Origin of the sequence: Kitasatospora sp. NPDC089913, from assembly GCF_044748625.1 — a bacterium.
Lineage (GTDB): Bacteria > Actinomycetota > Actinomycetes > Streptomycetales > Streptomycetaceae > Kitasatospora.
The window spans coordinates 234,489-258,995 of sequence record NZ_JBIVGI010000007.1; the positions used below are offsets into that span (position 1 = coordinate 234,489).

The 24,507-nt window shown below is 73.8% G+C and carries 13 protein-coding genes; 7 read left to right on the top strand and 6 right to left on the bottom strand.

What is annotated here, in order from left to right; all coding sequences use genetic code 11:
* Positions 1-207: 207 nt before the first annotated feature.
* From ACIPYS_RS14240 to ACIPYS_RS14255, 4 genes are all read left to right on the top strand, one after another.
* Positions 208-927 (top strand): response regulator transcription factor, encoded by a 720-nt coding sequence (locus tag ACIPYS_RS14240; RefSeq protein WP_045939925.1) that lies wholly within the window; start codon positions 208-210, stop codon positions 925-927.
* A gap of 170 nt (positions 928-1,097) precedes the next feature.
* The gene (locus ACIPYS_RS14245) at positions 1,098-2,375 is read left to right on the top strand and encodes an HRDC domain-containing protein (RefSeq protein ID WP_400746111.1); all 1,278 of its coding nucleotides are present in this window, start codon (positions 1,098-1,100) and stop codon (positions 2,373-2,375) included.
* Positions 2,376-2,892: 517 nt separating this feature from the next.
* On the top strand, positions 2,893-4,110 hold the full coding sequence (locus tag ACIPYS_RS14250) for an acetyl-CoA C-acyltransferase (protein WP_093860129.1): 1,218 nt from the start codon (positions 2,893-2,895) through the stop codon (positions 4,108-4,110).
* A 2-nt stretch (positions 4,111-4,112) separates the two neighbouring features.
* On the top strand, positions 4,113-6,242 hold the full coding sequence (locus tag ACIPYS_RS14255; RefSeq protein ID WP_400746113.1) for a 3-hydroxyacyl-CoA dehydrogenase NAD-binding domain-containing protein: 2,130 nt from the start codon (positions 4,113-4,115) through the stop codon (positions 6,240-6,242).
* A gap of 138 nt (positions 6,243-6,380) precedes the next feature.
* Here ACIPYS_RS14255 and ACIPYS_RS14260 read toward each other — a convergent pair whose 3' ends face one another.
* The 3 genes from ACIPYS_RS14260 to ACIPYS_RS14270 all read right to left on the bottom strand — a co-directional run bounded on the left by ACIPYS_RS14260 (position 6,381) and on the right by ACIPYS_RS14270 (position 11,393).
* Positions 6,381-7,898, bottom strand: a complete 1,518-nt coding sequence (locus tag ACIPYS_RS14260) for a glycosyltransferase family 39 protein (RefSeq protein WP_231978539.1) — start codon at positions 7,896-7,898, stop codon at positions 6,381-6,383.
* Between the two features lie 180 nt (positions 7,899-8,078).
* Positions 8,079-9,998: a 1-deoxy-D-xylulose-5-phosphate synthase gene (gene dxs / locus ACIPYS_RS14265; protein ID WP_093860131.1), complete on the bottom strand. Its 1,920-nt coding sequence runs from the start codon at positions 9,996-9,998 to the stop codon at positions 8,079-8,081.
* Between the two features lie 210 nt (positions 9,999-10,208).
* Positions 10,209-11,393, bottom strand: coding sequence for an ROK family transcriptional regulator (locus ACIPYS_RS14270; RefSeq protein WP_093860132.1), 1,185 nt, complete (start codon positions 11,391-11,393; stop codon positions 10,209-10,211).
* Between the two features lie 515 nt (positions 11,394-11,908).
* Here ACIPYS_RS14270 and ACIPYS_RS14275 point away from each other — a divergent pair.
* Together ACIPYS_RS14275 and pepN are read left to right on the top strand one after the other, a co-directional pair.
* Positions 11,909-13,807, top strand: coding sequence for a PQQ-binding-like beta-propeller repeat protein (locus ACIPYS_RS14275; protein ID WP_400746116.1), 1,899 nt, complete (start codon positions 11,909-11,911; stop codon positions 13,805-13,807).
* Between the two features lie 136 nt (positions 13,808-13,943).
* Entirely contained in the window at positions 13,944-16,523 is a 2,580-nt protein-coding gene (gene pepN / locus ACIPYS_RS14280; protein ID WP_400746118.1) for an aminopeptidase N, read from the top strand.
* Positions 16,524-16,694: 171 nt separating this feature from the next.
* On the opposite strand, the gene ACIPYS_RS14285 is transcribed toward pepN, so the two are convergent.
* Together ACIPYS_RS14285 and malQ are read right to left on the bottom strand one after the other, a co-directional pair.
* On the bottom strand, positions 16,695-16,925 hold the full coding sequence (locus tag ACIPYS_RS14285) for a hypothetical protein (protein ID WP_030395011.1): 231 nt from the start codon (positions 16,923-16,925) through the stop codon (positions 16,695-16,697).
* Between the two features lie 20 nt (positions 16,926-16,945).
* A complete protein-coding gene (malQ, locus tag ACIPYS_RS14290; RefSeq protein ID WP_400746246.1) occupies positions 16,946-19,090 on the bottom strand; it encodes a 4-alpha-glucanotransferase in 2,145 nt (714 codons plus the stop codon).
* A 509-nt stretch (positions 19,091-19,599) separates the two neighbouring features.
* Between malQ and ACIPYS_RS14295 the strand changes: the two genes are divergently transcribed.
* Entirely contained in the window at positions 19,600-23,718 is a 4,119-nt protein-coding gene (locus ACIPYS_RS14295; RefSeq protein WP_400746120.1) for a beta-N-acetylglucosaminidase domain-containing protein, read from the top strand.
* Between the two features lie 125 nt (positions 23,719-23,843).
* On the opposite strand, the gene ACIPYS_RS14300 is transcribed toward ACIPYS_RS14295, so the two are convergent.
* The gene (locus ACIPYS_RS14300; protein WP_093860136.1) at positions 23,844-24,488 is read right to left on the bottom strand and encodes an HNH endonuclease; all 645 of its coding nucleotides are present in this window, start codon (positions 24,486-24,488) and stop codon (positions 23,844-23,846) included.
* Between the last annotated feature and the right edge of the window lie 19 nt (positions 24,489-24,507).

Below are 24,507 nucleotides of genomic sequence, written 5' to 3' on the forward strand. Positions count from 1 at the left end.
CGCGTCGAGTCTGATCGATTTTGTGCGAATTCCAGGCATGTCGTAATCAGTCACCTGCGCGATTTGTCCGTATTGTTACTCACTAGATCGTGATCTTTCGCTAAAGCCGGGCACGGATGCTGCCGAAGCAGACTGTGACCCTTTCCGAACGCGGAACACTCCGACCGCCCCCTCGGGGTTCCGTCCGCCACTCCCGCAGGAGGCCTGGTGTCGGTCCTTCTTGAGCACCCCGCAAACGTGGTCGCCTACCGCCCGACCAAGCCCACCGCCATGGTGGTCATCGCCGATCCCCGCGTCCGAAACACCGTCACCCGTCACCTCTGGGCGCTCGGCGTCCGGGACGTGATCGAGGTGTCCTCGATCGCCGAGGCCCGCCCCCGGGTCTCCACCCCGCGCGACATCTGCGTCGCCGACGTCCACCTCCCCGACGGCTCGGGGCTGACCATCCTCGCCGAGACCCGTGCCGCCGGCTGGCCCAACGGGCTGGCGCTGTCCGCCGCCGACGACATCGGCGCCGTCCGCAGCGCCCTGGCGGGCGGGGTCAAGGGTTACGTGGTGACCGGCACCCGCACCAATGTCGCCATGCCGGGCCGCCCGGGCCTGCCGCTCGGCGCCGCCGGGCTGGCCGGCCGGATGCGGCGCCCCGGGATGCCGGGCATGCCCGGTGCGGCCGGGGCTCCCGGCGGCGCGCCCGGTGCCCACGGCGCGCCGGGCGCCCAGCAGACCGCCTACCGCGAGCTGTCCGGCCGTGAGGTCGAGGTGCTGCGACTGGTGGCCGAGGGCCAGTCGAACAAGGCGATCGGCGTGGCGATGGGCCTCTCGGCGCTCACCGTGAAGAGCCACCTCGCCCGGATCGCCCGCAAGCTCGGCACCGGCGACCGGGCCGGCATGGTCGCGGTCGCGCTGCGCACCGGCATCATCCACTGAGTCCCGGCGCCGCCGCGGCGGCCCAGGAGGAACGTTTCCTCCCGGGTCGCCGCGCGCCGCGGCCGGGAACGCCCTCCCGGGCCCGTCCGGAGCGCCCCGGGCGGACCCCTTCATCGGTCTGACCAGTCCGACAACACTCCCGGTCGCGGGGTCCGTCGTACCCTTGGTAGGTGACCGACGCCGTAGCAGCCATCCCAGAAGAAGCAGCCCCGGTCCCGCTCCTCGAGCCGAAGGAGGGGATCCCTCCGGTCGTGGCGGACGAGCGGGCGCTGGCCGAGACCGTCGCCGCCTTCGCCGCGGGATCCGGACCGGTCGCCGTCGACGCCGAGCGGGCCTCCGGCTACCGCTACGGCCAGCGGGCGTACCTCATCCAGCTACGCCGCGCGGGCGCCGGGTCCGCGCTGATCGACCCGATCGCCTGCCCCGACCTCAGCGGGCTGGGCGCGGCCCTCGCGGACACCGAATGGGTGGTGCACGCCGCCACCCAGGACCTGCCCTGCCTGGCCGAGGTCGGCATGAGACCCCAGCGACTGTTCGACACCGAGCTGGCCGGCCGGATCGCCGGTTTCGCCCGGGTCGGCCTCGGACCGATGACCGAGAACGTGCTCGGGCTGAGCCTGGCCAAGGAGCACTCGGCGGTGGACTGGTCCACCCGTCCGCTGCCCGAGCCGTGGCTGCGCTACGCCGCTCTGGACGTCGAGGTGCTGGTCGAGCTGCGTGACGCACTCGAACGGGAGCTGGACGCCCAGGGCAAGCTCGACTGGGCCCTGGAGGAGTTCGCGGCGATCGCCGCCGCCCCCCGCCCGGCCCCGCGGACCGACCCGTGGCGGCGCACCTCGCAGCTGCACAAGGTCCGCCGGCGCCGCCAGCTCGCCGTGGTGCGCGAGCTGTGGCTGGCCCGCGACCGGGCGGCCCAGGAGCGGGACGTCTCGCCGGGCCGGGTGCTGTCGGACGCCGCGATCGTCAACGCCGCGCTGGCCATGCCGCTGAACATCGCCGCGCTGCAGGGCGTCCAGGGCTTCGGGCCCCGGGTGCACCGGCGCCAGCTGGAACAGTGGCTGGCCGCCGTCCAGCGCGGGCGGGAGGTGCCGGAGAACCAGCTGCCGCCGGCCGCCGCACCGCACGACGGCCCGCCGCCGCCGCGCGCCTGGGCCGAGAAGGACCCGGTGGCGGCCGCCCGGCTGAGCGGCGCGCGCGCCGCGGTCACCGAGCTGGCCGAGCGCCATCACCTGCCGGCCGAGAACCTGATCACCCCGGACCTGGTCCGCCGGGTCTCCTGGGAGCCGCCCGCCGACGCCTCGGCCGCCAACGTGGCCGCCGCACTGCGGCGGCTCGGCGCCCGGCAGTGGCAGGTGGACCTGGTCGCGCCGGTGCTGGCCGCGGCCTTCGTCGAGGCCGCCAGGACCGGGGCCGAGACCAAGGCCGGTACGGCCGCGCAGCAGGGCTGAGCCGGTACGTACGACGAAGGGGATGCCGCCCGAAGCGGGGCGGCATCCCCTTCGTCGTACCCGGCACCACAACCACCCCGAGCCGACCACGCCTTGACCCCGGCCGGCTCCGAACCCGCCCCGAGCCGAAGGGGCGCGCCGGTGCCGAAAGGGAGAGCGGGAGGGAGCGACGAAGGAGCGAGGGAGCGCCGACCGTCGGCACCGGACCGAAGCGCCCCGGAGGCGAGCGGGCGAAAGCACCGCCCCGAGCCGAAGGGGCGCGCCGGTGCCGAAAGGGAGAGCGGGAGGGAGCGAAGCGAGGGAGCGCCGACCGTCGGCGCCGAACAAGAGCGCCCCGGAGGCGAGCGGGCGAAAATACAGAGTGGGCGACAACACATCCGGTGTTGCGGCTTCCGGGCCTGGGCAGGCTGGTTACCGGCGGGTAGCATGGCCGTGGGCGGCGCCGCCCGCGTCCATTCGTGCGACGGCTCGCGGCAGCCTGCCCACTGAACCGTTGGTCCCTGGGAGGAGAGCCCCCGTGCCTCGTACCGCGAGGGACGTCGTCTTCGTCGATGGCGTCCGCACCCCGTTCGGCAAGGCAGGCCCGAAGGGCATCTACCACGAGACCCGTGCCGACGACCTCGTCGTCAAGTGCATCCGGGAGCTCGTGCGTCGTAACCCCAACCTGCCCGTCGAGCGCATCGACGAGGTCGCCATCGCGGCCACCACGCAGATCGGCGACCAGGGTCTGACCATCGGCCGCACCGCAGCACTGCTGTCGGGCCTGCCGAAGTCCGTCCCCGGCTACGCGATCGACCGCATGTGCGCCGGCGCGCTGACCGCCGTGACCACCACCGCCGGCGGCATCGCCTTCGGCGCCTACGACGTGGTCGTGGCCGGTGGCGTCGAGCACATGGGCCGCCACCCGATGGGCGAGGGCGTCGACCCGAACCCGCGCTTCGTCTCCGAGAAGCTCGTCGACGAGTCCGCCCTGTTCATGGGGATGACCGCGGAGAACCTGCACGACCGGTTCCCGCACATCACCAAGGAGCGCTGCGACGCCTACGCCGTGCGCTCCCAGGAGAAGGCCGCCAAGGCGTACGCCAACGGCGACATCCAGCCCGACCTGGTGCCGATCTCGATCCGCAACACCAACCCCGAGGTCGGCGAGACCGGCTGGGGCCTGGCCACCGCGGACGAGCCGATGCGCCCGGGCACCACGATGGAGAGCCTGGCCGGTCTCAAGACCCCGTTCCGCCCGCACGGCAACATCACCGCGGGCAACTCGGCCGGTCTGAACGACGGCGCCACCGCCTCGCTGCTGGCCGCCGAGGACGTCGCCGAGGAGCTCGGCCTCCCGGTCCGGATGCGCCTGGTCTCGTACGCCTACGTCGGCGTCGAGCCCGAGGTCATGGGCATCGGTCCGGTGCCGGCCACCGAGAAGGCACTGGCCAAGGCCGGTCTGACCATCGACGACATCGGCGCGTTCGAGGTCAACGAGGCGTTCGCCGTGCAGGTCCTGTCGTTCCTGGACCACTACGGCATCGCCGACGACGACGAGCGCGTCAACCCGTTCGGCGGCGCGATCGCGTTCGGCCACCCGCTGGCCTCCTCGGGCGTGCGCCTGATGAACCAGCTGGCCCGCCGCTTCGAGCAGCGCCCGGACGTCCGCTACGGCCTCACCACGATGTGCATCGGCTTCGGCATGGGTGCCACCGTCATCTGGGAGAACCCCCACTTCGAGGGTGGTAAGTGAGTATGAGCACCACGACCGAGCTGCTGACCCGCGGCGCCGAGCTCTTCCCCGGCGAGGTCGTCACGACCGCGCACGTCCGCCACCTGGACCTGCCGCTGCAGGCCGGCCGGCTGGCCCTGATCACCCTCGACAACGGCTTCGACCACACCAAGCCGACCACCTTCGGCCCGGGCTCGCTGCTCAAGCTGTCCGAGGCGCTGGACCAGGTCGAGGCGGAGGCGGCCGAGGGCACGATCGTCGGCGCCGCGATCACCGGCAAGCCGTTCATCTTCGCGGTCGGCGCCGACCTCAAGGGCGTCGAGCTGCTCAAGGAGCACGCGGACGCGCTCGCCATCGGCAAGGGCGGCCACGAGGTCTTCAAGCGGATCGCCGCGCTGCCCGTCCCGACCTTCGCCTTCTACAACGGCGCGGCCATGGGCGGCGGCGTCGAGGTCGGCCTGCACTGCGACTACCGCACGGTGTCGGCGGGCGTCCCGGCGTTCTCGCTGCCCGAGGTCTTCCTCGGCCTCGTCCCCGGCTGGGGCGGCTGCAGCATCCTGCCGAACCTGATCGGCCCGGCCAAGGCCGTCAAGGTGATCATCGAGAACTCGATGGCGCAGAACAAGCAGCTCAAGGGCAAGGACGTGTTCGAGCTGGGGATCGCCGACGCGATCTTCGAGCCGGCCGACTTCCTGGAGCAGTCGCTGCTCTGGGCGGCCGGGGTCCTCAAGGGCGACGTCGCCGTCGCGCGTGAGGAGATCGACCGCGGCAAGGCCTGGGACGACGCCGTCGCCTGGGGCCGGATGGTCGCCGACGCCAAGGTGCACGGGGCGGCCCCGGCCGCGTACCGGGCGCTGGACATCATCGCCCAGGTCAAGGACCAGGATCTGCAGGCCGGCTTCGACGCCGAGGACGCGGCGCTGGCCGACCTCATCATGGGCGGCGAGCTGCGCAGCGGCATCTACGCCTTCAACCTGGTGCAGCGCCGGGCCAAGCGCCCGGTCGGCGCGCCGGACAAGTCGCTGGCCCGTCCGGTCTCCAAGGTCGGCGTCGTCGGTGCCGGTCTGATGGCCTCGCAGCTGGCGCTGCTGTTCGCGCGCCGGCTGGAGGTGCCGGTGGTCCTCACCGACATCGACCAGGAGCGCGTCGACAAGGGCGTCGGCTACGTCCACGCCGAGATCGACAAGCTGCTCGACAAGGGCCGCATCGGCAAGGACAAGGCCAACCGCCTCAAGGGCCTGGTCTCCGGCTCGCTCGACAAGGCCGCCGCCTTCGGCGACGCGGACTTCGTGATCGAGGCCGTGTTCGAGGAGATGGGCGTCAAGCAGACCGTCTTCGCGGACCTGGAGAACGTGGTCTCGCCGACCTGTGTGCTGGCGACCAACACCTCCTCGCTCTCCGTCACCGAGATGGCGTCGAAGCTGAAGCACCCCGAGCGGGTCGTCGGCTTCCACTTCTTCAACCCGGTCGCGATCCTGCCGCTGCTGGAGATCGTCCGGGGCGAGAAGACCGACGACGTCTCGCTGGCCACCGCCTTCGGCGTCTCCAAGAAGCTGAAGAAGACCGCGGTGCTCTGCAAGGACGCCCCGGCGTTCGTGGTGAACCGGATCCTGACCCGCTTCATGGGCGAGATCCAGGGCATCATCGACGAGGGCACCCCGATCGCCACGGTCGAGAAGGGCGTCGAGCCGCTCGGCCTGCCGATGTCCCCGATCGTGCTGCTGGAGCTGGTCGGCCCGGCCATCGCGCTGCACGTCTCGGAGACCCTGCACGGCGCGTTCCCGGAGCGGTTCACCGTCTCCGAGAACCTCGGCCGGGTGGTCAAGGCCGGCAAGCGCGGCTTCTACACCTGGGTGGACGGCCAGCAGGTCCTCGACCCCGAGGTGCTGGAGCTGCTCACCTTCGGCGACACCGTGCTGACCGAGGAGCAGGTGCTGGGCCGCGCCCTGGAGGCCGTCGCCCAGGAGATCGGTCTGATGCTGGAGGAGGGTGTCGTCGCCGAGGCGCAGGACATCGACCTCTGCATGATCACCGGCGCCGGCTGGCCCTTCCACCTGGGCGGGATCACCCCGTACCTGGACCGTGAGGGCATCTCGGAGCGCGTGAACGGCAAGCGCTTCCTCGCCCCGGGCCTGGCCTCCGTGCCCGCCTGAGGATGACGCGGAGGGCCCCGGTGACCTTGATCGGTCACCGGGGCCCTCTGTCGTTCGCCGCGGCCCGTACGGAGGCCGTCGCGGGCCTCCCCGGGAGCCCGGGCCGCCCGGGCCTCCCCGGCCCCGGGGAGGGTGTCGTCAGCGCTTGAGGCGGTAGACGACGGTGTCGGCGAAGACGCCGACCATCTCGTAGTGGGTGTCCAGCAGGTTCTCGATCTTCGGGATCATGCCCGGCTGGTACGGCGCGAGGCCGGAGTCGTCGACGACCACCTCGGGCAGGCCCTTGGCGATCTCCTGGTCGAAGGTCTGCCAGGCGTTGGCCATCGAGAACTGCTCGCCGACGTTGGGGCTGCCGTCCTTGCCGCCGCTGTAGTTGGTCAGGAAACCGGCCGTGAGGTACCGGGTGGCGGGCTTGCGGTCGGCGAGCCAGTACAGCTCCGGGTGCATGCCCCAGACCAGCACGGTGTCCTTGGGCGTGGTCTGCGCGGCGACGGCGGTGGCGACCTCGGTGGTGCGGTCCAGCCGCTCCCCCGGCCAGGCCAGCGCGAGGCCCCAGAAGACGGTGGCGGCGGCCGTGGTGTACACCAGCACCGGCTTCCAGCGGACCGCCGAGGTGGCGACCGCGCCGGTGCCCAGCAGCACCAGCGGGGGCATCAGCTGGAGGTAGTAGTGGCCGAAGAAGTGGAAGCCGACGCTGACCGCCACCACCGAGGAGAGCAGCCACATCCACAGGTCGGTGGTGGAGCCGTGCTCCTCGCCGGCGACCGGCAGCGGGCGGTGCCGGTACTTCAGCCACAGCCTCCGGCCGACCGGCAGCAGGAAGCCCAGCCCGGCGCCGATCAGGATCGCCGAGTTGCCGAGCGCCCGCCCGACCATCTGCAGCCACGCGCCGCCCGAGGTGGCGTAGTCGCCGCTGCCGGTGACCACCCAGAACAGGAAGCCCTTGGGTTTGGTCAGGATCACCGCGACCAGCGCTATCGGCAGGGTGAAGCCGAAGCCGATCTTGAACAGGGCGGGGATCCAGCGGACGCCGCGCTGCCGGGCGTCCTGGAAGAGCATCCAGAGCACCGGCAGCAGCACCGCGCCGCCGGTCTGCTTGGTCAGCGAGCAGAGCGCCACCGCGATGCCGGCGGCCAGCCAGCGGCGGCGTTCGGCGTAGCGGAAGGCGGCCACCATCGCGGGCAGCATGAAGACCTCGAAGGTCGCCGCCTGGGTGTCCTCCGGGGAGAGCCCGATCGAGACCAGCAGGTAGAGCAGTCCGGCGCCGGCGCCGGCCCGGTTGCCCCAGCGGCCGCGGGCGATCGAGGCCAGCAGGATCGCGGTGACCAGGTGGGCGGCCACCGCGAGGGTGCGCAGCGGCCAGAGCGAGGCGGAGCCGAAGACCGTGAAGCAGGCCTGGTAGAGCCAGGGCAGCAGCGGGGGCTTGCGGTCCACCACGGTGTCGTAGAGCACGCCGCCGTCGGCGAGCATCCGGGCCTGGGTGGCCAGGAAGCCCTCGTCGGGGCTCCAGACCGGGCGGACGAAGGACGGCAGGTGGGTGAGCAGCGCGACCAGGGCCAGCAGCGGCACCAGCCGCGACCAGTAACCGGTCTTCACCCGCTCCCAGCCGTCGGCCGGGGGTACCCCCAAGGGCAGGCGCTCGGTGAGCGCGGTCAAGCGGGATCGGGTGGGGGTCGGCACGGATGACAACCTACCGGGCGGAATCGGCACGGGCAGCGCCGGTCCCGCCTTTGGTGCGATTATCGGCCTCACTGTTGCAGAGCTGTCGCAGAGCCGGGGCGGAGTACCGCCGTCCGGGGCTCTCCCCCGGACGGCGGTACTCCCCCGGAGGAGCGGTCAGGCCTCGACCGTGGCGACGTCCAGCCGGGAGACCAGGGCGGTCACCTGCCGGGCGATGTCCGGGGCGGTCAGACCGATCTCGGCGAGGATCTCCGGCCGCGAGGCGTGGTCCAGGAACTCCTGCGGGATGCCGAAGTCACGGACCGGCAGGTCCACGTCCGCGTCCCGCAGCGCCTGGGCGATCGTCGCGCCGACACCGCCGACCCGGCCGTTGTCCTCGACCGTGACGACCACCCGGTGCTCGGCGGCCAGGCCCGGCAGCGCCGGGTCGACCGGCTTGACCCAGCGCGGGTCCACCACGGTGGAGCTGATGCCCTGGGCGGCCAGCAGGTCGGCCACCTCCAGGCACATCGGGGCGAGCGCGCCGACCGAGACGATCAGCACATCGGCCCGGCGGCCGTCCTCGGCCTCGCCGAGGGAGTCCGGCACGGCGGCGCGCAGGACGTCCATGCCGCCGACCGTGGCGACCGCCGGGACGGCCTCGCCGACCGAGCCCTTGGAGTAGCGGACCACCGTCGGGGCGTCCTTGACCTCGACGGCCTCGCGCAGCTGGGCGCGGACCTGGTCGGCGTCGCGCGGGGCGGCGAGCCGCAGGCCGGGGACGACCTGGAGGATCGACATGTCCCACATGCCGTTGTGCGAGGCGCCGTCGGTGCCGGTGACACCGGAGCGGTCCAGCACGAAGGTGACGCCCAGCTTGTGCAGGGCGACGTCCATCAGGACCTGGTCGAAGGCGCGGTTGAGGAAGGTCGCGTAGACCGCGAAGACCGGGTGCAGCCCGCCGGTGGCCAGGCCGGCCGCGCTGGTGACGGCGTGCTGCTCGGCGATGCCCACGTCGAAGATCCGGTCCGGGAAGGCCTCGGCGAACGGGGCCAGGCCGACCGGGTGGAGCATCGCGGCGGTGATGCCGACGATGTCCTCGCGCTCGTGGCCGAGCGCCACCATCTCCTCGGCGAAGACCGAGGTCCAGTCCTTGCCGGAGCTCTTGATCGGCAGGCCGGTCTCCGGGTGGATGACGCCGACCGCGTGGAAACGGTCCTCGTCGTTGTTCTCGGCGGCGTGGTAGCCGCGGCCCTTCTCGGTGAGGCAGTGCACGATCACCGGTCCGCCGAAACCGCGCGCCTTGGTGAGCGCGGACTCCAGGGCGGTGAGGTCGTGGCCGTCGATCGGGCCGATGTACTTGAGGCCGAGGTCCTCGAACATGCCCTGCGGGGCGATGAAGTCCTTGAGGCCCTTCTTGGCGCCGTGCAGGGTCTCGAACAGCTGCTGGCCGACCACCGGGGTGCGCTGCAGCGCGTCCTTGCCCCAGGACAGGAAGCGCTCGTAGCCCTGGGTGGTGCGCAGGGTGGCGAGGTGGTTGGCGAGGCCGCCGATGGTCGGCGAGTAGGAGCGCTCGTTGTCGTTGACGACGATGACCAGCGGGCGGTCCTCGGCGTCGGCGATGTTGTTGAGCGCCTCCCAGGCCATGCCGCCGGTGAGCGCGCCGTCGCCGATCACCGCGACCACCGGGTCGTGCTTGCCCAGCAGCTGGTTGGCCTTGGCCAGACCGTCGGCGTAGGAGAGCACGGTGGAGGCGTGCGAGTTCTCGATCACGTCGTGCTCGGACTCGGCGCGCGAGGGGTAGCCGGACAGGCCGCCCTTCGTCCGCAGCCCCGAGAAGTCCTGGCGGCCGGTGAGCAGCTTGTGGACGTAGCTCTGGTGGCCGGTGTCGAAGAGGATGCGGTCGCGCGGGGAGTCGAACACCTTGTGCAGCGCGATGGTGAGCTCCACCACGCCGAGGTTCGGGCCCAGGTGGCCGCCCGTCTTGGAGACCTCGGTCACCAGGAAGGTCCGGATCTCCTGGGCCAGTGCGGCCAGCTGTCCGGGCGTGAGCCGGTCGAGATCGCGCGGTCCCCGAATGCGGGTCAGCAGGGCCACCCGTTCCTCCTCGTTCGTGTTCGCGGACCGGAGGTCCGACGGGCGTCGCTGCCCGGTGTCGACCGGTCGAGTCTAATGTCCGCCCACCGGACGCCGGGCGGGGCGTCCGGTACCGACGGCCGGTACGCGCCAGCCACCTCGGCGGTCACTCTTTCGGGTGAACGTGGAAAACCGGCGTGTCGTTGCACCCGGCCGGGGCGGCGCCTGGACTCAGTGCCGGGCGACCGCGAGCGCGCTGGAGTCCCCCGCCTCGCTCATGACCAGGGCGAGCGCGCCCAGGACCTCGGCCCGGCCGCCCAGGGTACCGGGGACCACCGACAGCTGGCGGGCCGCGCTGGGGATCGCGTACCGGGCCACCGAATCGCGGATCGGCGCGAGCACCAGCTCGCCGGCGTCCGCGAGCTCGCCGCCGAGGATCACCCGGCGCGGGTTGAGCAGATTGCAGAGGGTGGCCACACCGGTGCCGATCTGTCGGCCGGCGTCGGCGATCACCCGGCGGCAGCCGAGGTCGCCCTGGTGGGCCAGCTCCACCACCCGGCTCAGGCTGAGCTCGGCGCCGAGGGTCGGGGTGAGCAGGTTCAACAGGTAGCGGGAGCCGACGAAGGTCTCCAGACAGCCCCGGTTGCCGCAGCGGCAGACCGGGCCGGCCTCGTCCAGGGTGATGTGACCGATCTCGCCCGCGGTGCCGCCCGGGCCCCGGTAGATCTGCCCGTTGACCACCAGGCCCGCGCCGACGCCGCTGGCCACCTTGATGTAGGCGAGGTCGCCGAGGCCCCGGCCGGCGCCCCAGACCAGCTCGCCGAGGGCGCCGAGGTTGGCGTCGTTGTCCACGTGCACCGGCATGCCGAGGCGCTCGGCCAGCTCGCGGCCGGGAGCGATCCCGGTCCAGCCGGGCAGGATCGCGGTGGAGCCCAGCGCCCCGGTCTCCACGTCGATCGGGCCGGGCACACCCAGGCCCACGCCGATCACCTTGTCCGGGCGGAAGCCGGCCTCCGCGAGCAGCCGCTCGACCAGGGCCTCGGCCCGGTCGAAGCCCTGCGCGGCCGAGACGTCGACGTCCATCGGGGCGCTCTCCTCGGCGAGGACCCGGTGGGCGAGGTTGCCGACCGCGACCCGCAGATGGGTGTGGCCGAAATCGATCCCCACCACGATGCCGGCGTCACCGCTGAGCGAGACGCTGCGGGCGCGGCGTCCGCCGGAGGAGGTGTCGGCCACCACGACGGTGCCGCTCTCCTTCAGTTCTCGGACGATGTTGGACACCGTGGCCGCCGAGAGTCCGGTCCCGCGGGCGATCTCGGCCTGGGTCAGCGAGCCGGCCATCCGCACCGCGCGGAGCACCCGCTCCAGGTTGGCCCGGTGCAGCGAGGACTGCGAGCCCGGCGTGTCCGTCGACATGATCCACCCTCCCAAGGGGGCCGGGGACCCCTCCGCCGGGTGTCCCCTTTCAACTCCTGAAGCCTAGGGCCTGTCTCCCGGATTTTGTCGGTCAGGTCGCGGCGGTGGGGTGCGTGCATCGCAAGGCGGAGGTGGGGGCACCTCCCGGCCGGAGGCTGGGGGCCATTGGCGACCGACGACAACGCGGCGAGGTGCGTGCCCCACCGCCGCGACCCCGGCAAGGGCCCGGGAGACAGGCCCTGCAGAGCCTGTCTGCCGGTGAAGGCACGGGGGAGAGTGGGCGAAGAGGTGGTGAGGGAGGAGGGGCCGCCGAGGAGCGCGGGCGGGTCGTCGGAGCGGTCCCGGCCCAGGTCGGCGGGGCGGGCCGGGGGCTGACAGCGCCGCAGGTCGGCGCGGGGTCGGCCGGGAGCTCCGGTTCCGGCGCCGGTCCGAAAACCGGCCCCCCGTACGATGGTGCCCAATCTCACCCGTCCCTGCGGCCGCGGATGCGCGCCGCTCCCGGGACGATTCCAGACATGACGGGGCATCAGATGGCAGGGGACAACCCTACACCGGGGGCTGGCGAAGCTTCCGGCGGCGGTCCGGACAACCGGGGCGTCTCGCTCGGACGCCCGGCGGGCGGCGTCGACCCGGCGGCCGTGGCCGACCAGCAGACACAGCTCGACGGGGCCGCGGTCCCCGGGCAGGCCGCACCGCCGGCCCCGGCCGCGCCGCCCGCGCCGCCGGCCGGGGCACCGGGGGCCGCCGGGGCGTACGCCTACGCGCCCACCGCCCCTGCCTTCCCCTCGCAGAGCCCGGCGGGCGCCCCGCCGCAGGCCCCGCCGGTGGGCCCGTACGACCCCTCCCCCGGCCAGCCGCAGTTCGGCGCCCCGGCCGCGGGCCAGCAGTACGGGTACACCGCCCCGCCCGCCGACGGCGGAGCCGCCGGCTACGGCTACCCGCAGCAGGGCGCGGGCTACGGCTACCCGGGTGCCCCGGCGCCCGTCGCCCCGCCGAAGCGCAACCCGGTGATGGTCTGGGGCGGCATCATCGGCGGTGTGCTGGCGATCGCCATCGTCGCCGCGCTGATCGTGCTGTTCACCGACGACAACAAGAAGAAGAACGACGAGCCGAGCGCGTCCGGCGGCACCACCGGCCAGGTCACCGGCGGGACCGGCGGGGACGCCACCGCCACCGGCGGGACGGTCACCGCGCCGGCCACCGGCGGCGGCACCGGCGGCACCGGTGGCGGCGGTGGCGGCGGCAAGGCCGGCGCCTACAACCCGGCCTGGGCGGCCGACAAGCCGGCCAGCTCGGTCAGCGGCTCCACCCGGATGCTCGCCATCTGGGGCGCCGAGAAGGTCGCGGTGCGCGCCGACACCACCGGCATCCGCGCCGTCAACACCTCGGACGGCAAGGAGGCCTGGAACATCCCGGTGCCCTCCGGCGCCAAGGAGTTCTGCTCCGCCTCGTACAGCGCCAACTCCAAGCACATCGCCGCGATCGCGCTGAACACCGGTGACAGCGACTGCTCCACCATCGCCGCGGTCGACCTCACCACCGGCAAGCTGAGCTGGACCGTGAAGGTCGGGCAGAGCCGGATGTCCTCCCCCACCCTGACCGTCACCGACAAGGTGGTCGGCATCGGCGCCAACACGGCCGCCGCGGTCAACATCGCCGACGGCTCCGCGGCCTGGTCGTTCCAGCCGCGCGAGAAGGACTGCAGCGTCTACGGCACCGTCGCCGGCGCCCAGATCGTCGTCACCGACCGCTGCTACGGCCTCAACACCACCGTCAAGTCGCAGCTGGTCATCGTCGAGACGGACACCGGCAAGGTCGCCTCGCCCGCGCCGATCACCCTGACCGGCAGCATCGAGCGGGTCGACAAGGTGCTCTCCGAGCAGCCGCTCGTGGTCTCGGTGACCAGCGGCCCGAACGGCGACTACGTGCTTCCGTTCGACAAGACCAACAAGGCCGGCACCCAGATGCCCGTCAAGGAGCCCGGCTACGACAGCCTGCGGCTCAGCGGCCTGGGCGACGCCATCACCCAGAGCGTGGTCAGCGGCACGACCCTGTACGTGCAGACCAACCCGACCAAGCCCTCGGTCAACGCCTACGACCTGAACACCGGCAAGCGGATCTGGTCGACCGACGGCAAGGCCAAGGACGGCCTGCGGCTGGTCTCCGGCACGGACAAGGAGGGCAAGGTCCGGGTCGTCATGGACATGGGCTACGGCACCGACGCCAAGCTGGCCACGCTCGCCCCCGCCGACGGCGCCGTCGGCGAGCTCGGCACCATCGCGCTCGGCAAGGACTCCTCCTCCTTCAGCATCAGCCTGAGCAGCAACGAGTTCGTGCTGAACTCGGACGGCGCGCTCTACGGGTTCTCCCGCAGCAGCATCGACCCGCCGGTGTTCAAGTTCGTCAAGAAGTAGGACACCCCGGGCGGGGCGGTGCGGGCCCGACGGCCCGTACCGCCCCGCCCGCGTCGTACCCGGGGAGTATTCCTCCGGCACTCGCGGGCGGACATGGCAGGATGCCAGGCATCAGCCCGACAAAGGAGTCCTGCGAGTGCCCGGCACCAACCTGACCCGTGACGAGGCCCGCACCCGGGCCGACCTCCTGCACGTGGACGCGTACGACATCGAGCTCGACCTGAGCTCGGCCCGAGAGGGGGGCACGTTCCGGTCCACGACCGTGGTCCGGTTCACCGCCACCACCCCGGGCGCGGCCACCTTCATCGACCTGGTCGCCCCGAGCGTCGACGAGATCGTCCTCAACGGCGTGCGGCTCGACAACAGCGCCTTCGCCGACAGCCGGATCGCGCTGCCGGACCTCGCCGCCGAGAACGAGCTGCGGGTGGTCGCCGACTGCGCCTACACCAACACCGGTGAGGGTCTGCACCTGTTCGTCGACCCGGTCGACGGCGAGACCTACCTGTACACCCAGTTCGAGGTGCCGGACGCCCGCCGGGTCTTCGCCTCCTTCGAGCAGCCCGACCTCAAGGCCGCGTTCGCCTTCACCGTGACCGCGCCCGCCGACTGGGTCGTGGTCTCCAACTCGCCCACCCCCGAGCCGGAGGGCGAGGGCGACACCCGGGTCTGGCGCTTCGCGCCGACCGGCCGGATCTCCTCGTACATCACCGCACTCGTCGCCGGCCCCTACGTCGGGGTCTTCGACAGCTACGAGAACGGCGAGCAGAAGGTGCCGCTGGGCATCTACTGCCGGCCCTCGCTGCGCGAGTTCCTGGACCCCGAGGCGATCTTCGAGGTCACCAAGCAGGGCTTCGACTACTTCCAGGAGAAGTTCGACTTCCCCTACCCGTTCGCCAAGTACGACCAGCTGTTCGTGCCGGAGTTCAACGCCGGCGCGATGGAGAACGCGGGTGCCGTCACCCTGCGCGACCAGTACGTGTTCCGGTCCAAGGTGACCGACGCCGCGTACGAGGCCCGCGCCGCGACGATCCTGCACGAGCTCGCCCACATGTGGTTCGGCGACCTCGTCACCATGGAGTGGTGGAACGACCTCTGGCTGAACGAGTCGTTCGCCACCTACGCCGAGGCGGTCTGCCAGGCCGAGGCCCCCGGCTCCCGGTGGCCCAACTCCTGGACCACCTTCGCCAACCAGATGAAGACCTGGGCGTACCGGCAGGACCAGCTGCCGTCCACCCACCCGATCATGGCCGAGATCAACGACCTGGAGGACGTCCAGGTCAACTTCGACGGCATCACCTACGCCAAGGGCGCCTCGGTGCTCAAGCAGCTGGTGGCGTACGTCGGCCAGGACGCCTTCTTCGAGGGCGTGCGCGCCTACTTCAAGCAGCACGCCTGGGGCAACACCCGGCTCGGCGACCTGCTCGGCGCGCTGGAGAAGGCCAGCGGCCGCGACCTCAGGTCCTGGTCCGCCGCGTGGCTGGAGACCGCGGGCATCAATGTGCTGCGCCCCGCGCTGACCCTCAACAGCGACGGCGAGATCGAGTCCTTCGCCGTGCTCCAGACCGCCCCGGCGCTCCCCGCCGGCGCCAAGGGCGAGGCCGTGCTGCGCCCGCACCGGATCGCCGTCGGCCTGTACGAGCTCAACGACGGCGCGCTGGTGCGCACCGACCGGATCGAGCTAGACGTCAACGGCCCGCGCACCGAGGTGCCGGAGCTGGTCGGCCGCCACCGCCCCGCGGTGATCCTGCTCAACGACGACGACCTCACCTACGCCAAGGTCCGCCTCGACGAGGACTCGCTGGCCGTCGTCACCGAGAACCTCGGCGGCTTCACCGAGGCGCTGCCGCGCGCACTGTGCTGGGCCTCCGCCTGGGACATGACCCGTGACGGCGAGCTGGCCGCCCGCGACTACCTGACGCTGGCCCTCTCCGGCCTGCCCCGGGAGAGCGACATCGGCGTCGTCCAGTCGGTGCAGCGGCAGGTCAAGCTGGCGCTCGACGTCTACGCCGACCCGGAGTGGCGGGAGCAGGGCCTGGCCCGCTGGGCCGAGGCCGCCGAGCAGGCGCTGCGCGACGCCGAGCCGGGCAGCGACCACCAGCTGGCCTGGGCCCGGGTGCTCGGCTCCGTCGCCCGGACCGACGGTCAGCTCGACCTGCTGGCCGGGCTGCTGGACGGCAGCACCGTGATCCCCGGCCTGGCCGTGGACACCGAGCTGCGCTGGGCCCTGCTGGGCCGCCTCGCCGCGACCGGTCGGGCCGACGAGTCCGCGATCGGGGCCGAACTCGCCCGCGACAACACCGCGGCCGGCCAGGAGCACGCGGCCAGCTGCCGGGCGGCGCGCCCGACGGCCGAGGCCAAGGCGGCCGCCTGGGCCTCCGTGGTCGACTCGGACGAGCTCACCAACTACGTGCAGGCGGCGGTGATCGGCGGCTTCCAGCAGGCCGACCAGCGCGAGCTGCTGGCACCGTACGCGGAGAAGTACTTCGCCGCGGTGAAGGGCGTCTGGGAGAACCGCAGCCACGAGATCTCGCAGCAGATCATCGTCGGGCTGTACCCGGCGCTGCTGGTCGAGCAGGGCACGCTGGACGCCACCGACGCCTGGCTGACCGCCGCGGAGCCGGCGCCGGCGCTGCGCCGTCAGGTCGTCGAGGCGCGGGCCGGGGTGGAGCGGGCGCTCAAGGCGCAGGCCGTGGACCGGGCCGCCGGACAGCGCTGACACCGGCGGGGTGCGTCCCCCTCCCACGCGGAGGAGGGCCGCACCCCGCACCGGGTCGCACCCCGCACCGGGCCGTGCCTCACCCGGAGCGGAGAACGCCCGAGGGGGCGCCGGACCTCGTCCGGCGCCCCCTCGGGGTCTGTGCTGGGCTCCGTGGCGGAGGGCCCTCGGCTACTTCTTCTTGTCCTTGTTGCCGTACGGCATCGCGGCCAGGCCGCCGATGATCACGAAGGCCGCGATCGGGAGCAGCACGTACAGGCCGAGGGTCTGGGCGACGCTCAGGCCGCTACCCGGGTCGTCGCCGTCGTCCCGGGTGAGGGCCATGGCGGGCGACGACAGCAGCATCATCAGCGTGACCGTGGCGGTGACCGCGCCGGCTCGCAAAGCGTTCCTCTTGTCCACGGTGCCAACTTACCCGTGACTTACGCCGGGCCGCTCGGCGGGGTCGGCCTTTCGGGAGCCGGTCCGGGCCCGGCCGCCGGTCGGGCGCCCACGGAGCGCAGCAGGTCGGCGAGGGTCCGCGCGTCCGGGGCGGCCGCCAGACCGTCCAGGGTGACCGGGCGCCCCGAGCCGTCCGCGACCGGCAGCCGCCAGTTCGGGTACTGGTCCCAGGTGCCGGGCAGATTCTGCGGGCGGGGGTCGCCGACCACGTCCGGCAGCCAGACGCCGACCAGCTCGGCCGGGGTACCGGCCAGGAAGCGGTAGAGCGCGGCGGCCGACAGCGGCTCGTCCCCGGACAGCAGGCCCAGCCGGAGCAGCTCGGCCCGCCAGTCGGCCAGCTCGGCGGCCGCCTCCGCCTGCTCCTCGCCGAGCGCGCGGGAGAGCAGGCCGAGGCGGTGGCGCAGCTCGACGTGCTCGCCGGAGAGCCGGGCCGCGGTGGACGGCAGGTCGTGCGTGGTCAGGGTGGCCAGGCTGCCCGGGCGCCAGCGCCCGGGGGGCAGGATCGCGCCCCCGCTCTGCCAGTCCCGCTCGAACCAGAGCACCGAGGTGCCCAGGACGCCGCGCTCCGCCAGTTCCTCGCGCACCCCCGGCTCGACGGTGCCGAGGTCCTCGCCGATCACGGCGGCGCCGGCCCGGTGGGCCTCCAGGGCGAGCACCGCGAGCATCGCCTCCGCGTCGTAGCGGACGTAGACGCCCTCGGTCGGGGCGTGCCCGGCCGGCACCCACCAGAGCCGGAACAGGCCCATCACGTGGTCGATCCGCACGGCGCCGGCGTGCCGGGCGGCGGCGCGGATCAGCTCGGCGAAGGGCGCGTAGCCGACGGCGGCCAGCGCGTCCGGGCGCCAGGGCGGCAGGCCCCAGTCCTGGCCGTGCGCGTTGAAGGCGTCCGGCGGCGCGCCGACCGAGATCCCGGCGGCCAGGACGTCCTGGAGTGCCCAGGCGTCGGCGCCGTCCGGGTGAACGCCGACCGCGAGGTCGTGAACCAGGCCGACCGGCATGCCGGCGGTGCGGGCCGCCTGCTGGGCCCGGCCGAGCTGGCGGTCGACCTGCCAGGCGAGCCAGCGGTGGAAGGCGACCCGGTCGGCCAGTTCGGCGGCCTCGTGCCGGACGTGCGGGGAGTCGGGGCGGCGCAGGCCCTTCGGCCAGTGGTGGTGGTCGGCGCCGTGGCGCTCGGCCAGGGCGTTCCAGACCGCGTACCGCTCCAGCCACTCGCCCTCGCGGGCCCGGTAGGCGTCGAACGCGGCCGTCCGGACGGCGCCGTGCCCGTCCGCGTACCGGCGGTGAGCGGCGTGCAGGAGCTCCAGGGCGCGGCGCTTGAGGGCCCAGACCTCGTCGCGGTCGATCAGACCGTCGTGGACCAGCACCTCGGCGCGCAGCCGGGCGGCGCGGGCGAGCAGCTCGTCGGCCTCGGCCCGCTCCTCGCCGGCCAGGTAGGCGTACTCGGGCACCTCCTCGATCCGCAGGTGGACCGGGTCGGCGAAGCGCCGGGAGGAGGGGCGGTAGGGGGACGGGTCGGAGGGCGTCGAGGGCAGGGCCGCGTGCAGCGGGTTGATCTGGACGAAGCCCGCGCCGAGGGAGCCCGCCCAGGTGGCGAGGTCCGCCAGGTCGGCGAGGTCGCCCATGCCCCAGGAGCGGTCGGAGAGCACGGAGTACAGCTGGGCGAGGAAGCCCCAGCCCCGGCCGGGGAGGGCGGGGAGGCGGTCGGGGGCGACGATCAGGTGGGCGGTGGCGGTGCGGTCCGCGGCCTCGGCGTGCAGGGTGTGCCGGCCGGGCGGGAGGTCGTCGGGCAGCCAGTGGGCGTGGCCGTTCGGCAGCCGCCACCGCTCGCCCTGCTCCAGGACGACGGTGAGCCGGGTGTCGGCGGGGAGGTCCAGCGCGGTGCGGCGCCCGGCCCGGGCGACCACGGTCGGGGGCAGCAGGCGGGCGCGCTGCTCCGCCCGGTGGCGGTCGAGGGCCTCGCGGGCGGCGTCCGGGGTGGCGGCGTCCACCCCGAGCGCGGCGAGGACGGCGACCAGGGTGCGGCCGCCGGCCGGCAGCCCGCCGGGGCCGTGGCGGGTGTCCACCCCGTGGGCCTGTGCCAGCGCCACCAGCTCGGGCGGCGGCGGGGGTGCGTCCTGGGCCGGCACCTCCAGTGCGTCGGCTCCGTCACGGTCGAGATAAGCGGCCACTCGCGGCTCCTGCGATGTCTCGGCAACGCCCAGTCAGGACAGCCACAGTCCTACCCGGGTGACGGCCCGGTGACCCGGCGCGACACGACGGGGACCGGAACCGGGAACCGACAGGGCACCACGAGCGGGTGAGTCCAGCGCCACCACCCGCGGGCGAAGTCCGGGGCAACCACCCGCGGGTGAGTCCTTGACCCCCGCCAGGCACGGCCCGCGAGCGAGCCGAAGGGGCGCGCCGGTGCCGAAAGGGAGAGCGCGAGGGAGCGACGAAGGAGCGAGGGAGCACCGACCGTCGGCGCCGGACGAGAGCGCCCCGGAGGCGAGCCGAGCCCCAAAAAGAGGTGCGCACGAAGGGTTGCAGTCGCGGGTGAAACGGACAAAATCGGCATACCCGTCGACGACGTTGACACCGTGAAACAGAGCTGGTGGGCTGTGCCGCGATGTGGTTCCGGCCTGGCTAGGAGGCTCCTGTGCAAGCCCGAGTGTCCGAGGTGGCCGGCCGGCGGTTCCGTCAGCAGCTGGAGCAGAGCCCGGCGCTGCGCGAAGTGCTCCAGCACCCGACGGCGCTCGCGGCCCGTCGGGCCACCGCACGGACGTGCCGTCAACTTGCCCCCCGGACGGCCGATCGGCTGATCGCCGACCTCAAGGGCACCTCGCCGCTGCTGCCTTCGGTCCGGGCCGAGCGCGCCCGGGCCGCCCGCCCGGGGGCGCCGAGCCGGCGGACCCTCCAGGTGGCGGCCACCCTGTCGGCGGCCGCCGTGGTCGGCGGCCTGCTGGTGAGCGGCCCGGCCGCGTACGCGGTGGCGCCCGGGTACCCGCCGGGTCCGGACGTGGTGAGCACCGCGGGCGGCGTTCCGCAGACCCCGCTCGGCAGCCTGGGCGACCCCCAGGTGTTCCCGCATCCGCAGGAGCAGCGCGTGACCGGGCGGCCGGTCACCGTGCCGGGCGCCGTCACCCTGGTCACCGCGCCGAACGCGGATCCCGGCGCGGTGGCCGCGGTGCGGGAGGTCCTCGGCATCGCCGGCGCGACCGACGTGACCGCGCGGCCGGCGCCGAACCCGCCGGTGGCCGGTTCGCTGGTGGTGTACGTCGGCGGCCCCGCCGAGGGCGCGGGCGGCGACACCGACCGGATCCTGCGCGAGCTCACCGTGGCGGCCGGCGGCACGGACACCGCCGCGCCCACCGCCGCCGGGCTGCCTTCCGGCGGCCATGTGCTGGCGGCCGGTCAGCTGCCGGTGGCCGGCGGCGGCAGCTACGGGGCGGTCGTGCTGGCCGGGACCGACGCGGCCGGCACCTTCTACGCCGCGCAGTCGCTGCGCCAGCTGCTGGCGGCCGTCCCGGCCGACCAGGGCCAGCTGCCCGGCGCGGCCGGGCTCGGGCTGCCCGGGATCGTGCTGCGCGACTGGCCGTCCGGAGCGCCGGTGCGCGGGACCGCCGAGGCCTTCTACGGCACCCCGTGGACGCAGCAGCAGCGGCTCGACCAGCTGGACTTCCTCGGCCGGTCGAAGCAGAACTTCTACCTCTACGCGCCGGGTGACGACCCGTACCGGCTGGCCCGCTGGCGGGACGCCTACCCGCAGGAGCGGGAGAACGACCTGCGCGCGCTGGGCGTCCGCGCCGCGCGCGACCACGTCACCCTCGGGTACGCGATCGACCCCGGGCAGTCCTTCTGCTTCAGTTCCGGGAAGGACGCGGACGCGCTGGTGGCCAAGCTGGACGGGCTGCGCCGGCTCGGCTTCTCGGCCTTCCAGCTGCAGTTCCTGGACGTGTCCTACGAGGAGTGGCACTGCTCCGACGACCGGTCCAGGTACGGCACCGGCCCGACCGCGGCCGCGAAGGCACAGGCGGAGCTCGCGGCCAAGGTGCAGGACCGGCTGATCGCGCGCAACCCGGGCCTGGCGCCGCTGTCGGTCGTCCCCACCGAGTACCACCAGCAGGGCTCCAGCCCGTACCGGACGGCGCTGGCCGCCGCGCTGCCCCCCGCCGTGCAGGTGGCCTGGAGCGGTGTCGGGGTGATCCCGGAGCGGATCACCGGCACCCAGGTCGCGGACACCGGCGGCCTGTACGGGCACCCGCTGGTCACCATGGACAACTACCCGGTCAACGACGCCACCCCGGACCGGCTCTTCCTGGGCGCCTACACCGGCCGGGACAGCGAGGTGGCGACCCGGTCGGCCGTCATGCTGACCGGTGCGATGCGGCAGCCGGTGGCCTCCCGGATCGCTCTCTCCACGGCCGGCGACTTCGCCTGGAACCCGTCCGCCTACAAGCCGGAGGACTCCTGGCGGGCGGCGCTGCGCTCGCTGGCCGGGCCGACCGGCGCGACGGCCACGCCGACCGGGGAGACCCTGGCCGCGGTCACCGCGCTGGCCGGGAACAGCGTGTCCTCGCCGCTGGCCAAGCAGGAGTCCGGCTACCTGCTGCCGCTGATGGACCGGTTCTGGGCGTCCGCCGAGCCGACCTCGGGGGCGGCGCCGGACCTGACGAGGCTGATCGAGTCGGCCGCCCCGCTGCGGGAGGCGTTCACGGCGATGGCCGGCGCCCAGCAGACCCTGGCGGCCGCCCAGGCGACCGCCCCGCTGGCCGCCGAGGCCGCGCCCTGGCTGGCGCCGCTGCGCGACTTCGGGCTGGCCGGGCAGTCCGCCCTGGACATGCTGCTGGCCCAGCGCGGCGGCGACGGCGGGGCCGCCTGGAAGGCCCGGGTGGAGCTGACCAAGCTGCGCGAGCAGCTCGGCCAGAGCCCGGCGACGGTCGGCGCGGGCGTGCTCGGCCCGTTCCTGGAGCGGGCGCTGCAGGCGGCCGACACCTGGGCCGGGGTGCAGGGCGGCGGCGTCACCGCGACCACCACCCTGGGCACCGCGCACGACCACCTGCCGGCGCTGATGGCCGACGGCGTCGCGGACACCTTCTACTGGAGCTCGGCACCGCCGCAGCAGGGCGACTCGGTCGGCCTGGACCTCGGCGACGGGCGCCCGGTCGGCAGTGTCACCGTGCTGATGGGCTCCTGGGGCAGCGGTCCGGACGGGCAGAGCGCGCTGGACGACTACATCCGGGACGGCGTGCTGGAGTACTCCACCGGGGAGGGCGGCTGGAAGAAGCTCGCCTCGGTGAAGAACCAGAAGTCCGTCTCGGCGCAGGTCCCGGCCGGGACGGTGGTCCGGGCGGTGCGGCTGCGGGCCACCGCCGCGCAGAAGACCGCGGTCGCGGTGCGCGAGTTCTCGGTGACCGCGCCGGACGAGCTGCCGGCCAGTGTCTCCGGCGGCCCGGCCGCGCTGCCGGGCTCCTCGGCCGCCGCCGTGCTGGACGGCAATCCGGACACCGCCTACCGCGCGGCCACCGCGCCGACCGCGCAGGACGAGCCGCTGACGGTCGAGCTGGGCGCCGCCCGGCCGCTGGACCGGCTGACCGTGCTCACCGATCCGGGGGTGCGGGCCTCGGCGGCCGTCGCGGTGCGGCACCCGGACGGCACCTGGACCGAGATCGGCACCGTGCAGCCGGGGTGGAACGAGCTCGCGGCCAGCGGTCAGCCCGCCGACGCGTTCCGGCTGGCCTGGAAGCCGGGCGGGGAGCCGCCCGTGGTCAACCAGGTGATCCCCTGGTACGCGGACGCCCCGGCGGCCCGGCTGAGCCTGGCCGACGCCTCGGTGGACGCGGTGATCGGCGAGGCCGCGCCGGTGCAGGCCCGCGTGACCGTCGAGGCCGGCCGGCCGGAGGGGGTCACCGGGGAGCTGCGCACCGAGGTGCCGGGTGTCGCCAAGGGGCTGACCGTGGCGCCGGTGACCGGGGTGAGCGTGCCGCGCGGCGGCAAGGTCGGCGTGCCGCTGCTGGTCACCGCCGGACCGGAGACGCCGTCCGGGACGTACCAGGTGCCGGTGGTGTTCGTGGCCGGGCAGACGACGGTCCGCCAGGTGCTCCAGGTGCACGTCGTGCCGCCGACCGGCGGTCCCGATCTGGCGATCACCGCGCAGGCCACCTCCTCCGGCGACGAGACCCCGAACTTCCCGGCCGCGGCGGTGGCCGACCAGGACCCGAAGAGCCGCTGGTCCTCGCCGGCGGCGGACGACGCCTGGGTGCAGCTGGAGCTGCCGAAGGCGACCCACCTGGGCTCGGCGGTGCTGCACTGGCAGGCCGCCTACGCCGCCGCGTACAAGATCCAGTCCTCGGCGGACGGGCGGTCCTGGACCACGGTCGCGACCGTGGGGGACGGCAGGGGCGGCAACGAGACGGTGCGTTTCGACGCGCCGGGCGCGAAGTTCCTGCGGATCCAGGGTGTGGCCAGAGCGACCAAGTACGGCTACTCGCTCTGGGGCGTCGAGCTGTACGCCGTCGCCCCGGTGGACCAGGTGGTGCCGCCGGTGACGCCTCCGGTCACCCCGCCGGTGACACCGCCGACCGGGCAGCCGGGCGGCGGCCAGCAGTCGGGCGGCCGGCCCGAGGGCCCGGGGGGCGGGACGGCGACCACGCCGCCGGCCGTGCCGACACCCTCGGCCTCCCCGACCGGACCGGTTCCCTCCCCGACGGCCACCGGCCCGGGTGCCGGGGCCGGCACGCCGAGCGGCAGTCCGACGGGCCCGCGGCCGAAGCCCTGACCTCCGTCCCGCCGCGCGTCCCGTACCGGGGCGGACGGCGGGCCGCCGCGCTCCCCGGTGCGGGGTGCGCGGCGGCCCATGAGGCGTACCGGGAAATATGACGGGCAAGCCCTTGTGGTGCGGACTCAGGCGGAGAGCGGTTCCGGCTGCTCACCGCGGCGGACGGGGGCGGGGTGGCCGGCGTGGGCCCGGCCGAGCGGGACCGGGTGGGCCGGGTCGGTATGGTCGTGGTGCTCGTACTCGCCCCACTGCGGGGCGCGCAGCTGGTCGTTCCCGCCGTACGGTTCCAGGTAGGGCCGCCAGCGCGGGTCCTTGATCCCGGTGCCGATGATCCGCCAGGCCAGGCCGCTGGGCGGCGCGGGTGGTCGTTTCATCCGCCAGCCGAGCTCGGTGAGGTGGCGGTCGGCCTTGGTGTGGTTGCAGCGGCGGCAGGCCGCCACCACGTTGTCCCAGCGGTGCTGGCCTCCCCGGCTGCGCGGGATGACGTGGTCGACGCTGGTGGCGGCGGCCCCGCAGTAGACACAACGACCGTGGTCGCGGGCGAACAGCGCCCGGCGGGTGAGCGGGACCGGCCCGCAGAACGGGACCCGGACGAAGCGGGTCAGACGGACGACGGACGGCGCCGGAAGGGCGCTGGTGGCGCTGTGCAGAGTGACCCCCGAGTCCTCCAGGCTGACCGCCTTGTGATTGAGGACGAGGATGAGTGCGCGGCGCATCGATACGACGCCGAGCGGCTCGTAGGACGCGTTGAGGACCAGGACATGCGGCACGGATGCCTCCTTGGACGCC